This is a genomic window from Streptomyces winkii (genome assembly GCF_032248595.1).
Classification (GTDB): Bacteria; Actinomycetota; Actinomycetes; order Streptomycetales; family Streptomycetaceae; genus Streptomyces; species Streptomyces winkii.
The window spans coordinates 109,859-123,019 of sequence record NZ_JASTTH010000006.1 but is presented as its reverse complement, the minus strand read 5'-3'; the positions used below and the strand labels follow the sequence as shown (position 1 = coordinate 123,019).

10 protein-coding genes are annotated in these 13,161 nt (G+C 73.4%); 4 read left to right on the top strand and 6 right to left on the bottom strand.

What is annotated here, in order from left to right; genetic code table 11:
* Nucleotides 1–4: 4 nt before the first annotated feature.
* The 4 genes from QQM67_RS19435 to QQM67_RS19420 all read right to left on the bottom strand — a co-directional run bounded on the left by QQM67_RS19435 (nucleotide 5) and on the right by QQM67_RS19420 (nucleotide 4,882).
* Nucleotides 5–997: an N-acetylglucosamine kinase gene (locus tag QQM67_RS19435; RefSeq protein WP_314175227.1), complete on the bottom strand. Its 993-nt coding sequence runs from the start codon at nucleotides 995–997 to the stop codon at nucleotides 5–7.
* Nucleotides 988–2,316, bottom strand: a complete 1,329-nt coding sequence (locus QQM67_RS19430; RefSeq protein WP_314175226.1) for a 6-phospho-beta-glucosidase — start codon at nucleotides 2,314–2,316, stop codon at nucleotides 988–990. The genes QQM67_RS19435 and QQM67_RS19430 overlap by 10 nt, the downstream gene beginning before the upstream one ends.
* Nucleotides 2,317–2,340: 24 nt before the next feature.
* Nucleotides 2,341–3,582 carry an ROK family transcriptional regulator gene (locus QQM67_RS19425; RefSeq protein ID WP_314175225.1) on the bottom strand — a complete coding sequence of 414 codons (1,242 nt, stop codon included), beginning with the start codon at nucleotides 3,580–3,582 and terminating at the stop codon, nucleotides 2,341–2,343.
* Between the two features lie 184 nt (nucleotides 3,583–3,766).
* Nucleotides 3,767–4,882: a mechanosensitive ion channel family protein gene (locus QQM67_RS19420; protein WP_314175224.1), complete on the bottom strand. Its 1,116-nt coding sequence runs from the start codon at nucleotides 4,880–4,882 to the stop codon at nucleotides 3,767–3,769.
* Between the two features lie 346 nt (nucleotides 4,883–5,228).
* On the opposite strand from QQM67_RS19420, the gene QQM67_RS19415 reads away from it, so the two are divergent.
* Nucleotides 5,229–5,768, top strand: coding sequence for an HNH endonuclease (locus tag QQM67_RS19415; protein WP_055485022.1), 540 nt, complete (start codon nucleotides 5,229–5,231; stop codon nucleotides 5,766–5,768).
* A 132-nt stretch (nucleotides 5,769–5,900) separates the two neighbouring features.
* Here the strand turns inward: QQM67_RS19415 and QQM67_RS19410 are convergent, their stop codons facing one another.
* The gene (locus QQM67_RS19410; protein WP_314175223.1) at nucleotides 5,901–9,194 is read right to left on the bottom strand and encodes a beta-N-acetylglucosaminidase domain-containing protein; all 3,294 of its coding nucleotides are present in this window, start codon (nucleotides 9,192–9,194) and stop codon (nucleotides 5,901–5,903) included.
* 792 nt (nucleotides 9,195–9,986) lie between these two features.
* On the opposite strand from QQM67_RS19410, the gene QQM67_RS19405 reads away from it, so the two are divergent.
* The 3 genes from QQM67_RS19405 to QQM67_RS19395 all read left to right on the top strand — a co-directional run bounded on the left by QQM67_RS19405 (nucleotide 9,987) and on the right by QQM67_RS19395 (nucleotide 11,968).
* On the top strand, nucleotides 9,987–10,280 hold the full coding sequence (locus tag QQM67_RS19405; RefSeq protein ID WP_314175222.1) for a hypothetical protein: 294 nt from the start codon (nucleotides 9,987–9,989) through the stop codon (nucleotides 10,278–10,280).
* Nucleotides 10,281–10,440: 160 nt separating this feature from the next.
* Complete coding sequence (locus tag QQM67_RS19400; protein WP_314175619.1) at nucleotides 10,441–10,623, top strand: hypothetical protein; 183 nt, start codon at nucleotides 10,441–10,443, stop codon at nucleotides 10,621–10,623.
* Nucleotides 10,624–10,831: 208 nt separating this feature from the next.
* Entirely contained in the window at nucleotides 10,832–11,968 is a 1,137-nt protein-coding gene (locus QQM67_RS19395) for a hypothetical protein (RefSeq protein WP_314175221.1), read from the top strand.
* A gap of 64 nt (nucleotides 11,969–12,032) precedes the next feature.
* Here QQM67_RS19395 and QQM67_RS19390 read toward each other — a convergent pair whose 3' ends face one another.
* On the bottom strand, nucleotides 12,033–13,157 hold the full coding sequence (locus tag QQM67_RS19390; RefSeq protein WP_314175220.1) for a serine hydrolase domain-containing protein: 1,125 nt from the start codon (nucleotides 13,155–13,157) through the stop codon (nucleotides 12,033–12,035).
* Nucleotides 13,158–13,161 lie beyond the last annotated feature (4 nt).

The following is a 13,161-nucleotide window of genomic DNA, read 5'->3' as shown; positions in this document are numbered from 1 at the left end:
GCGCTCACTCGTAGTGGGCGCGCAGGCGCGCGTGTGCCTGCGGCGGTGCGCCCGCCTCGTCCAGGCCCAGGAGGGCCGACCCCAGGACCGGCGGCGCCGTGACGATCTGGGGTGCGGCCTTCGGCGCCTGTACGGCCAGTTGGCGCGTGAGGTGGTCGTGCAGGAGCGGATGGCGTGCCGCCACGACGCTGCCTCCGAGGAACACCGGCGTCGGGGTCTCCAGCAGGTCGAGGCGCTTCAGGCTGACCTTGACCATCGAGACCAGCTCGTCGGCCTGCCGCAGTACGAGGTCCCGCGCGATCTCGTCTCCCGCCGAGGCGATCTTGAAGAGGACCGGGGTGATCTCGTGCATGCGGCTGCGCGGCAGGTCTCCCAGGTGCAGGGCCTCGATCAGCGCGTACATCGACGTGAGCCCGTAGTGCCAGGGCAGTTCGCGGGCGAGCTCGGTGTCCTCCCCGCGGCCGTCCTCCGCGCGTGCCGCGTGCCAGACGGCCTCCGCCGCGAGACCGCCGCCGCCGCCGAAGTCGCCCGAGAGCCGGCCGAGGGCGGGGAAGCGGTGCGTGCGCCCTTCGCCGTCCTGGCCCGCGCAGTTGACGCCCGCGCCGCAGACGACCGCGACCCCGTGCCGTACGGAGCCGTCGTCGGGCAGCCCGGCGCGCAGGATCGCGAAGGTGTCGTTGGCGACGTACGTGGTGCGGCCCCAGCCGCGTGCCGCGAGGGCCGCGGTCAACGCCCGCTCCTCGCGCGGCAGATCGGCGTTGGCCAGACATGCCGAGACGTGCGCCGCCGGCTGCCCGGGCGCCGCTCCCGCCTCGGCGAGCGCCTTGCCGACGGGGCCGGCGAGCGCGTCCACCGCGGCCCGTACGCCGATGCCGTGCGGCTGGAACCCCCCGCCGCGCGCTCTGCCCAGTACGGCGCCGCCCACGTCGACAACGGCCACGTCCGTCTTCGTGTTGCCGGCGTCGATCGCCAGGCAGGCCGAGGTCGTCAGGCCCACGCGAGGTGTTCCCGGTTGTTGGCGAGGAGCCGGTCGGTGAGCGCGTCCGCGCGGTCGTACTGCCCGACCAGCGGGTGCGCCAGCAGCGCCTTGAAGACCCGCTCGCGGCCGCCGCGCAGCGCCGCGTCGAGCGCCAGGTCCTCATAGGCCGTGACATGCGCCATCAGCCCGGCCTCTAGCGGGCCGACCCGCGGCGCGGGCAGCGGAGCCGCGCCCTCACGGCCCACCTCTGTCGGGGCCTCGATCACCGCGTCGTCGGGGAGGAAGGGCAGTGTGCCGTCATTGCGTACGTTGACGACCTGGACGCTCGTGCTCCGGCCGCCGTTTTCTCGGGCTGTGCCAGCTGTGCCAGGCGTGCCAGCCGTGCCCGACGAGCCCGCCGTGCCCAGCAGCGCCGCCGCGAGCGCCACCGCCGCCTCCGAGTAGAGTGCGCCGCCGCGGCCGTTCAGCAGCGGGGGCTTCTCCACGAGGCCGGGGTCGCCGTACATCTTCAGCAACTCCCGTTCCATGGCCGCGACTTCCTCCGCGCGTGTGGGCTTCGTACGCAGCTCCTGGACGGTCTCGTCGTGCGCGTAGTAGTAGCGCAGGTAGTACGAGGGGAAGACGCCGAGGGCCTCCAGCACGTGGCGCGGCATCCGCAGCTCCAGCGCGAATCCGTCGGCGTGCTCCTCGAGCAGCCGAGGGAGGACGTCCGTGCCGCCGGGACCGCCGAGCCGTACGCCCAGCTCCCATGTGAGGTGGTTGAGCCCGCAGTGGTCGAGGTGGACCTCCTCCGGGGCGACGTCCAGCAGCCTCGCGAACTTGCGCTGGAGGTTGACCGCCACGTTGCACAGCCCGACGGCCTTGTGCCCGGCCTGGAGCAGGGCGCGGGTGACGATGCCGACGGGGTTGGTGAAGTCGATGATCCAGGCGTCCGGGTTGGTGCGGCGGACCCGTTCGGCGATGTCCAGCACGACGGGGATGGTCCGCAGGGCCTTGGCGAGTCCCCCCGCACCGGTCGTCTCCTGCCCGACGCAGCCGCACTCCAGCGGCCATGTCTCATCGCGCCGGCGCGCCGCCTGGCCCCCCACGCGCAGCTGGAGCAGCACGGCGTCGGCACCGGCGATCCCCGCGTCGAGGTCCTGTGTGGCGGTCACGGTCGCGTCGTGGCCCTGGTGCGCGAAGATGCGGCGGGCGAGGCCGGCCACCGGCTCCAGCCGGTCCGCGGCCGGGTCGATCAGCACCAGTTCGTCGACGGGGAGCGTGTCGCGCAACCGCGCGAAGCCGTCGACGAGTTCAGGGGTGTAGGTGGAGCCGCCACCGACCACTGCGAGTCTCATGTCGTCCGTTCAGTTCCTTCCGCTTCAGCGTGAGGTGTCGAAGACCTCGTCGCGGGTCGTGGCCAGCGCACTCTCCAGGGCCCCGTGCAGCACGGGGTTCCCGGTGACGGTGCCCAGCTTCAACTCGGGCCTCGGTACGGCCAGTTCGCTCAGCTCGGCCCGTACGAGCCGTCGCAGGCGCTCGCCGCCGGCCGCCAGCACGCCCCCGGAGAGCACGATCAGCTGCGGGTCGAGCACGGCGACCACGGACGCCAGCCCGACGGCCGTTCCCGTGGCGAGCCGGCGCAGCAGTTCGGCGTGCGGGCCCGCGGCCTCCTGGCCCGGTCCGGCGGACTCCGTGGACTCCGCGGCGCGCGCCACCAGGGCGACGGCGTTCCCGTGCAGCGAGGCGTCCGGGTCGTACGGCAGCCCGAGTTCGTGTGCCCAGCGCAACACGGCCCCGGCGCCCGCGAGTTCCTGGAAGCCGCCGCTGCCCAGCTGGGCGGGGTCCCGTACGAGGGGAGTGCCGGGCACCGGCAGGAACCCGAGTTCGCCCGCTCCGCCCGTACGGCCGCGGTGCAGCCGCCCGCCGATGACGATCGCGGCGCCGATGCCCTCCTGGTTCCAGAACAGGACGAAGTCGTCGTGCCCGGCGGCCGCGCCCAGCCGCTGCTCGGCGACGGCGACGAGGTTCACGTCGTTGCCGTATTCGAGGGGCATCGGCAGCGTGGCGGCCATCTCTTCCAGCAGCGCGGGGGAGTGCCAGCCCGGCAGGTGCGAGGCGTAGCGCAGCCGGCCCGTGCCGGGGTCGAAGGCGCCCGGGGTGCCGATGACGGCGCGGTGCAGGCCCGAGACGCGGACGCCCGCCGCCTCGGCCGCGCCTTCGACGGCCCGCAGGACCAGCTCCGGCGGGCTCTGCCGCGGGCGGCCCGGCGGCGACGCGGGAGTGGGCACCTCGCAGGTCCCGGCGACGCGTCCGGTGATGTCGGCGACGCCCGCGAGAACGCGGGCCGTGGTGACGTCGACCCCGGCGACGTGGGCCGCCTCCCCGTTGACGGCGTACAGCTGTGCGTTGGGACCTGGACGGCCCTCGCTCGTCCCCGTGGCGAGGACCAGGCCCGCCGCCTCCAGGCGGGCGAGCAGCTGCGAGGCGGTCGGCTTGGACAGGCCCGTCAGCTCGCCGATGCGGCCGCGCGAGAGGGGGCCCTCCGCGAGCAGAAGATCGAGGGCGGCACGGTCGTTCATCGCGCGCAGCACCCGGGGGGTCCCCGGCGTCGTACCGGCCATCCGTGCTCCGCCTCCGGCCATCGGCCACCACTGTTAGGAAGCCTTCCAGTCACTGGACGGTAGAGCCCGGGACTCCGCGGCGTCAATCGGATCGCGGTACGGAGCAGCACGGTACGCGCCCGGAGCGGGTCCGCGCAGTGCGCCGTCGAAGCCGCCGAAGCGGCGAGGGAGCCGGGAGCGGCCGCTACTTGGGGCTCTTCTGAAGCGGGACCTCGGCGCTCTTCGGACGGCTGCGCACGGCCGCGCCCGCCTCGGAGCCCGTGCCCGCGTTCGCGCCGTCCTGCGTGCCCTGCGTGCCCGCCGCGTCCAGCGGGAGCGGCTCCTGGTCGGTGCTCTCGATGCCCCTGCGGTCCAGCGCGCGCTTGATCCGCCAGCGCAGCTCGCGCTCCACGGTGAGCGACTTGCCGGGCATCGTCTTGGCCGAGACCCGTACGACCATCTCTTCGAGCGTCACCGAGTCCAGGCCGAGCACCTCGACCGGCTCCCACAGCAGCTCGTCCCAGGGCTCGCTGTTGCCGAGCTCCTCGCCGACGGCCACGATGGCGGCCCGCACCTCGTCCAGGTTCTCGCTCGGGGCCACCTGGACGTCCACGGCCGCCGTCGCCCAGCCCTGGCTGAGGTTGCCGACCCGCTTGATCTCGCCGTTGCGGATGTACCAGATCTCGCCGCTGTCGCCGCGCAGCTGCGTCACGCGCAGTCCGATCTCCAGAACGGTGCCGGAGATCTCACCGACGTCGACGCGGTCGCCGACCCCGTACTGGTCCTCCAGCAGCATGAAGATCCCGGCCAGCAGGTCCGTGACGACGTCGCGCGCGCCGAAGCCCAGCGCGACACCGGCCACACCGGCGCTGGCCAGCAGCGGAGCCAGATTGATGCCGAGGTCGGACAGGACCATCAGCAGCGCGGTGCCGATGATCACGAAGGAGGAGATGCTGCGCAGCACCGAGCCGATCGCCTGCGAGCGCTGCCGCCGCCGTTCGCCGCTGACCAGCAGCCCGCGCAGCGCGTTGGCGCTGTCGGCGGCCTCCGCGCGGCGGTTCACGCGCTTGATCAGCCTGCTGATCGCGCGCCGTATCACGTGCCGCAGCAGGATCGCGATGACCGCGATGAGCAGAATGCGCAGACCGGCCGAGACCAGATCCGACCAGTTCTGCTGGATCCATCCGGCGGCGTTCTCCGCCGACTTGTGCGCGTCCTCCAGGGTCGCGGTGCCGTCCTGCCCGCCGTCCGCCGTCCCGGCTCCCGCGGTGTGCGGACCCGCGAGCATGGACGGAGGGGCGGCGCCGATCAGCCAGAACACAGCAGAACCTTCCGAGCGGGGAGTGCCAGGATCAACCAGCGCCCGGGGCTCGACGGCGCGGACCCCGAACGCGGCAACCACACTAACGGCGCACGGCCTTCACAAGCGGCGGCCGCGTTCGGCGGAGGCGGTATCCGGCCGTCACGGGACTCGGTTCGCGTCACGATTCGTGACGTCTTGACTGCTCGGAAGCGGGGCAGGAGTTCAAGGGGGAAACCGGGGGTGTGGTTGAAAACACGCTCAGGGCGTTACCCGGTCGTGGTGGCGGAATGACCAGGGCGCGGGACACACTGAGTACGGATCGTCCCGGCGCGAGCCACGCGCCGCAGACGTACAAGGAGGCACCGTGCCGCATGTCCTGGTCCTCAACGCGTCGTACGAGCCGCTCGGTGTCGTACCGCTACGTCGCGCCCTCATCCTCGTGCTCAACGACAAGGCGGTCAGCCTCGAGGAGTCCGGCGCCCTGATGCACAGCGCGACCCGCGTCATACCCGCTCCCAGCGTGGTCCGGCTGAAGCGCTTCGTGCGGGTGCCCTTTCGGGGCACTGTGCCGCTGACCCGGCGGGCGCTCTTCGCCCGTGACGGCGGCCGCTGCGCGTACTGCGGTGGCGTCGCAACCAGCGTCGACCACGTCATTCCGCGCAGCCGCGGCGGACAGCACACCTGGGAGAACGTGGTGGCCGCCTGCCGCCGCTGCAACCATGTGAAAGCCGACCGCCACGTCGCCGAGATCGGCTGGCGGCTCCGCCATCAACCCGCGCCGCCGTCGGGCCTGGCCTGGCGGATCATCGGCACGGGACACCGAGACCCGCGCTGGATGCCGTACCTACAGCCATACGGCGCGGACGACGCCCTCGCCCGGATCGAAGGCAGAGCTACTGCCTGAGACCGGGCGTCGTTGTTCTCACGGCCACGCCGTGCCGTGAGAAGGCGGGCGTGCACGGTGCCGTACCCCGGACGCGGCCGCGTCCGGCCCGAGAGCCGCGTGCGGGCCCCGTGGGGTCTGCCGCGCGCGGGGTCAGCGGCCCCGCGTGGACTGCTCCTGCACGGCGTACGCCTCCAGCGCCCAGAGCGAGTACCCGAAGCGCGTGGCCCGCTCGCCGCCCTGCACGCGGACGTACCGGGTGTCGTCGGGAGCATCCATGCGGACGCTCTCCCTGCCGCCCTTGCCGTCCCGCACGGTCGCCGCCTCGCGCCACCGCTTCCCGTCCGGCGAGACCTGCACGCGGTACTGCTTCGCGTACGCCTCCTGCCAGTGCAGCACCAGCTCGCCCAGGCGTGCCGGCTGCCGGAGCCGCAGCTGCACCCACTCGCCGTCCTTCGCCGGTGAGGACCAACGTGTGTCCCCGCGGCCGTCGTTGACCGCCGACGCCGGGAACTCGTCCGTCTCGTCGCCGGAGGACGAGGCCTCCGCGTCGCGCGCCAGATCGGGGCCGCCGGTGCGGGGGAAGGCGCGCACGGTCAGCGTCCGCCGCTCGCCCGCGAAGGAGAGCGGGATGCGGTAACTGCCGGGCTTCACGGACGAGTCGGCCTCGATCTCGACGGGGACCCCGGCCGTTCCCCCTCGGGGGACGACCGTGCGCTTCGGGGTGCGGACGGTGAAGCCGTCGGGGGCGTCGGCGGTCACCCTGCCGCGCACGTCCGAGGGGCGGTGGCCGCGGAGTTCGGCCGTCACCTCTCCCTTGCCGCCGCCGATCGGCGCGTAGATGTCGTCCTTGGACAGGGAGAGCGAGGCGTCCGGCCGGTCTGCGTACCACGGCGTGATCTCGTGCACGACCGGTTGGTCCGAGCCGGGGGACCAGACGAGGCGCAGCGCGTCGGCCCGCAGCCCGTGGGCGTCGCGCTGTGTCCAGCCGTTTCCGGAGAGCGGGCCGAGACGCCGCCAGCCCTCGCCGGGCACATGTGCCTCGACGCGGGCGCGCGTCCCGGAGCCGGGCCCGGTCTGCACGGTGACCGCCTCCAGGGGGCGCCGGTCGGGCAGCCGGACGGTGAGCGCGGGGGCGTCCGGGGCGGTGCCGTCGGGGCCCTGCCCGTCGCCGCCCGGCGGGTCGCCCTCGGGGCCGCCGCCCGTGTCCCCGTTCGCGCCTCCGCGCCGGTCGAGTCCGCCCGGCAGCGAGGCGCCCGGCAGCGCGCCGCGCGGGGCGAAGTACCCGGTGGCCGGGGCGGCTTCGGCGCGGTACGCGGTGTCCGGGTCGCCGTCGACGGCGGCCTCCGCGGGGGAGTCGGGACGTGCCGCGGGGGCGCCCTGCGCCGTGGCCCTGTGGCGTCCGGTGGGCTTGCGGCCGGCACCCGTCCAGCCGTCGGACGTCTTCAGGGCACGCTTCACGAACTCCGGGAGCACGCCCTTGCCGACGGTCGCCGCCTGTCCCTCGCCGCGTCCGCCGTCCTGCGCGTGCAGCCGCTCGACCGCGAGCCGCGCGTCCCAGGCGCGTCCGCCGTCGCCCCGCGCCTGCGCGACGAGCATCCGTACGGCCTTCTCGCCGGCTTCGCCGTGCCGCGCCAACTCCTCCAGCCACGGGCGTACTTCGGCCCCGAGCGCGTCCGGCACGTGATCCTGCGCGGTGCGCATCGCGTGGAAGGCGGCGCGCAGCCGGTCCGCCGCGACGCGCAGCCGCTTCACGGCGGCGCCGTCCTCGGGGTCGGCCGCGTCGTAGGCGTCCCAGAAGTCCTTCAGCAGCGGCCGCAGATACGCCGACTCCTCGCCGCCCAGGAGCGAGGACGCGTCGTTGCCCGCCAGGGCGTGCACGGCCTCGCGCGCCCGCGGCGAGCCGCCCGCCACCTCGTCGATCGCGGCCTGCCAGGACTCCTGCGGGCGGTAGTTCTTCGGATTCCAGGCGTAGTCGGCGGCGGTGAAGAGCGGGATGCGCGACGCCGTCGGCTGCTTCATCGCGTTGGTCAGTACGGCGGCGGAGCGCGCGGCGACGGCCGGCTCGCGGCCGCGGTAGGGCCCGAGGAAGATCCGGTCCTGCGCGTAGTCGTTGACCGGGTAGTTGTCCATCGTGACCAGCGGATGCTCGCGGAACGCCGAACGTACCGCGGTCAGTTCGCCGCCGGTGATGGTGCGCGGCACCACGCCGACGCCCGTCCAGGCGACCTGCACTGCCGGCGTCAGCTTCTCCGACAGCTCGGTGCGGTAGTCGGTGTCGCCGCCCTGGTAGAACTCGGTCGGCATGACGGACAGCGGCTCGGCGCCCGGGTGGCGAGCCGCGAGATGGCGGGCCACGTCGTTGGCCAGCTCCGCGTGGGCGCGCGCGGCGGCCTTCGGGCCCGAGCCGTACGCCTGCGCGTCCTCGTCGCAGTGCCACTCGCTGTAACTGACGTCCTCGAAACGGAGTTGGAACGCCTCGAAACCCAGCGCGCGCATCGCGTCCAGCTTCCGCAGCAGCGCCCGGCGGTCCGAGGGTGAGGAGAAACACAGCCCCTGGCCGGGCGCCACGGCCCAGCCGAGCTTCACGTGGTTGCGGCGCGCCCGCTCGGCCAGAGCGCGGAACTCGTCGCGCTGCGCCGCCGGATAGGGGTCGCGCCAGTGAGCCGACTGCCGGTACGGGTCGTCGGTGGAGGCGTAGAGATAGCGGTTCTGCTTCGTACGCCCGAGGAAGTCCAGCTGTTCCAGGCGCTGTTGCTGCGTCCAGGAGCTGCCGTAGAAGCCCTCGGTGACGCCGCGCACGGGTGCGGTCGGCCAGTCCCGTACGGTCACGCCGGCGAAGCCGCGGCGGCCGTCCTCCTCGGTGACCAGCTGCCGCAGGGTCTGCGCGGCGTGGAACAGGCCGTCGGCGTCGGCCCCTTCGAGGGCCACGGTGGCGCGCGAGTCCGCCCGGCCGACGGCGAGCCGGTAGCCCCCGCGGGGCAGGTCGCCGCGAGCGGGTGCGTGCAGCGCGCGGAGTGCCTCGGGGGCCGACGCGGCGTCCGCCCGTACGAGCAGGCCGTCCCCGGTGGGCAACTGCTGCCCGGGGCGCACCTCGTGGATGTCGCGCGCGCCCGCGTCGCGCAGCGCGGACTTGAGGGCGTCGAGAGCGGGGGCGTCGGTGTCCTCGTCCGCGACGAGCGTCACTTCACGGCCCACCGGCACGGCCTGGCCGCGCTGCCGCATCGCCTGCGGCCGGGGCCACACCGGCGGTACGGACGAGCTCCGGGCCTTGGTGGCCCCGTTGTCCGGCTCGTGGTCCGCGGTGCCCGCGGAGTGACCGCCGGGGCCCGGTGCGGGCGCGGCCTGCGCCGCGGGTACGCCGAGAAGCCCGCCGATGACGGCCGCGGTGAGCGCTGTGGCTCCCGCCCGCCGCCGTGCTCTGTCCCCCTGGGCCGCTGCGCCCACGACGTCCTCCCGTCCTCCCCGTTCCGGAATCCGCCGGCGGCTGACCGGTCTGCCGGCTGCGCGGCCTCTCGGTCCGGCCGCGCGCCGCGTCACCCGCGCCGCCCGTGAGGCCACGTTGCCTCACCGTTCAGGTCGCTCACATCGGTCACATTGTTCACCAGAGCTGAACACTCGGCCCACGAGGCCCACTTCGAAAGGCCGAGCCCATCACCGTCGCGTCTGGCGTGTCAACGCGACTGGAAGCGGGGGCCGTTCGCGGAGCATCGGGTTCCACCATGGCTGGACGCACGGCGGCGCCGCACCGGTTCCTGGGCCGCCCGGGGGCGGGTCATGCGGGCGCAGTGAGCGCCTGGTCGCGGCCCGGCCGGGGGCGGATCTCCCGCCACGCAGCGGTGCGTTGCAGTGCGTTGCGGCGCGTTGCCGTGCGGGGCTTCACCACGGTGTGGCGCGGACCGTGACGGTGAGTCGCGGTGCGTGTCACGCGGCACGACCCGGCCGCGTACGCACAGTGACCCGTGAGAGTCGCCACCCGTGGACGGGCCCGGCTCGCAGCAGGCGAAGTGCCGCATCTCGGGCGCCAGGTGGTGACCTTCGGTGAGTGCCCTGTAAAATTTCGTGCGAGATGACCTGGAATCCTGCCGTCCGTTCGCCCCTCGCGGGCGCAGACAGGCAAATCGCCTGCGGAAGGAAACGTGACCTCGGCCACGTTCCGCCCGCGATTACGTCTGCGTGCGGCCCGGCTGGGTAGGGCCATCCACCTGACCATCCGACGTCAACGAACGGAGGCCCGCCGTGGCTGCGTCCGCTGAACTCCTCTCCGTGCTCACGCCGCTTCCGCGACAGGTGCTCTCGAAACAGCAGGTGCTCTCCAAACAGGGGCACGAGCCGGTAGACCTGTCCGGTGTTTCCGACCCCGACTCCGGACTTGACGGCTCGTGCTCATGCGGCTGCTTCGAGGCGCCGCTCACCAGCGAACCGCCCCTCGCCGACGTCGCTCCTCTCACGAGCGAACCGCCCCTCGCCGAGCTGCCGCTCACGAGCGAGCCCACCGGCAACGGCTTCGGCGCGGACATCACCGAGATCTGATCCCGGCCTTCCGGCCGCCCAGCCGCCGCGGGCCCCCGGCAGACCCGGGAGCGTGCCCCCGAGAGCGGTCGGCTATGTTGACGGTGTGAGCGACAAGGGCATTGCGAAGGTCAACAAGAACGTGCTGCGAGCCGGCACCGTCACCGCCGTCTCGGCGCTGATGCTGCTGGTGTCGTCCCCCGCGTTCGCGGTCTCTCCCGACGACGGCGACGACCCGGGCCCCGGCCTCAGCGTCGTCGAGACCCTCGGGCTCTTCGTCGCCGCGCCGGTCGGCATCTTCCTCGTGATCGCTGCTCTGGTGATGCTGGGCGGCAGGTCCGGCAACGGCAAGCAGCAGTCCTGAGCCGGTCGTACCCCAGGGCCGTTCCCCGCGGCCGTGCTGCCAACTTCCTTGCTCTGTACGGGCGTTGACCGTGCATGCGCACAATGCGACGAGTGTGCGAGTCTGATCGACACTCGAACGTTCGTACTTTAGGGCAGAGTTGTCCGGCTTTGTCGACGAGCTCGTAACAGAGGTTGGAAGGCGGGCCGTGGCAGGGAATCGGCCCGGCATGACGCACAACACCCCGCTCTCCCCTCGTCCGCTCAGCCACCTCACCCAGGCCCCGCAGCACCGCGTGCTGACCGCCGACGCCCTCCGCGAGCACGGCGTCACCTCGGCCGTCGCCAACGAGCGCTGCCGGCCCGGCGGTCCCTGGCAACTGCTGCTCCCGGGCGTCTATCTGCTCCACCCCGGCCCGCCGACCAGCGACGAGCGGCTGCACGCCGCGCTGCTCTACGCCGGCGGCGAATGCCCGCAGATCCCCGCGCAGCAGGGGTACGCGACCCGTGCGGGCCGCCCTGCGTCCACCGGGGGCGCGGCTCCCGCCCCCGCTGCGCTTCCGGCCGTGATGCCGGCGGGCGCCTCCGCCATGGGCCACTGCCCGCCGCCGCAGCCGCCGGAGGCGATGATCACCGGCCTGGCCGCGCTCACCCTGCACGGCTTCACGGGTGCGCCCTCGCTGCGCGCCCTCGACCGCATCGACGTGCTCGTACCGCGTACGAAGCGGCTGCGCTCGACGGGATGCGTCCACATCGTCCGCGGCCACAGCCTGCCCGAGCCCGAAGAGGTCACCGGCCTGCCTGTCGCGCCCGTCGCGCGCGCACTCGCCGACACAGTCGGGCAGTTGACGGACGCCGGCGTGGTGCGCCGGCTGCTCGTGGAGTCGGTGCGCGGCGGGCACTGCGAAGCGGGCGCCGTGGTGGGCGAGTTGCTCAGGGCGAGACTCCTCGGAAGGCCCCATGTCAGGGACGCCGTCGACACGCTGGTCGCGGAGAGCCGCGCCATCGCCGAGGGCATGCTCTACGAGATGGTCTTCCGGCACCGGCTTCCCGACCCCTGCTGGAACGTCGACCTCCGTCTCCCGGGCGGCCCGCACCTGGGCGGCGTCGACGCGTACTGGCCGGACCAGGCCGTCGCCCTCGAACTCGACACCCGCGCGCCCCGTCCGCAACTCGACCAGGACGCCGAGTGGTCGGAGTACGCCCGCAAGCGCGAGGCGCTGGAGGGGCTCGGCATCACGGTCGTCCACCTCACGCCGGCGAAGCTGCGCGAATCGCTGGAGCAGCAGGCCGCGATCGTGCGTACGGCCCTGATGACCGCCGTCGAACGGGAGCCCGCCGAGTATGTGATCGTGACGCCGCGCTAGGGGATGCGGGCGAGCAGGAGCCGAACGCCGCGGATCAGCCCGCGAGTCGGGCGTTCTGCGCGGCTCAGCCGCAGAACTCCGCCTCGACCAGCGAGGCCGTCCCGTCCGTCCAGTCGCCGTTCACGTTGAACGCCGCGGCGTGCGAGCCGTCCGCCGTGGCGACGGCCGTGGAGACCGACCCCTGGATGGTGCCCTCGTGGCCCCACACGGTGATCCCGCACGAGAGCCGGTGCTCGGTGAGGCCGAGCCCGTAGCGGTCGCCCCCGTCAGCGGGGACGGTGGACTTCATCTCCGCCAGCTGCCGCGACGGCAGTACGTCGCCGGAGAGCAGCGCGCGCATGAAGCGGACCAGGTCGCCGGTGGAGGAGATCATCTCGCCCGAGGCGCCGGCGAGGGAGGGGTCGAGAGCGGTGACGTCGTGGACGTTCGCCTGCGGACCCGTACGGGAGAGCGTGGAGTACGCGCGTCCGTGGGGGCCGGGAATGGCGGGGGAGGTGCCGGGCAGAGAGGTGTCGCGCAGCTTCAGCGGCCGGATGATGCGGCGCTCGATCTCGTACGCGTAGGAGTGACCGGTGACCTTGGCTATGACCATGCCCGCGAGCACGTAGTTGGTGTTGGAGTAACCCCATTCGGTGCCCGGCTCGAAGGAGCGCGGGTGCTCCATGGCCGTACGCACGAGGGACGCCGCCTTGTGCGAGTCGTAGCGGTGGGCGGCGAAGCGCGGGCCGAAGTAGTCGCGCTTGATACGGGAGTCGGCCGTGAAGTCGTACAAGCCGCTGGTGTGGCCGAGGAGTTGGCGGACGGTGGTGACGCGGCCGTCCTGCCCGCCGCCCCGTACGGTGCCCGGCAGCCAGTGCTCGACGGGCGCGTCCAGGTCCACCCTGCCTTCCGCTTGCAGTTGCAGCAGCACGGCGGCGATGAAGGTCTTCGTCAGGCTGCCGATGCGGAACCTGTCCTGAGGCATCATCGGGCGGTCCGACACCCGGTCCGCGTCGCCCGACGTCCCGTGCCATACGCCGCCGCCGTCCCGGGCCTGCCCCAACACCCCCGGTGCGCCCGCCTGTTGGACCTCGGCATCCATCGCGTCCTGCGTCGCGGCGTGTCCCTCGTCGGCGGCGGCCGACGAACTCACGGAGAAGGCCGCGACAGCGGCAGTCACCATGGCCACGAAGGTGGAGCGCACGGACATGCGC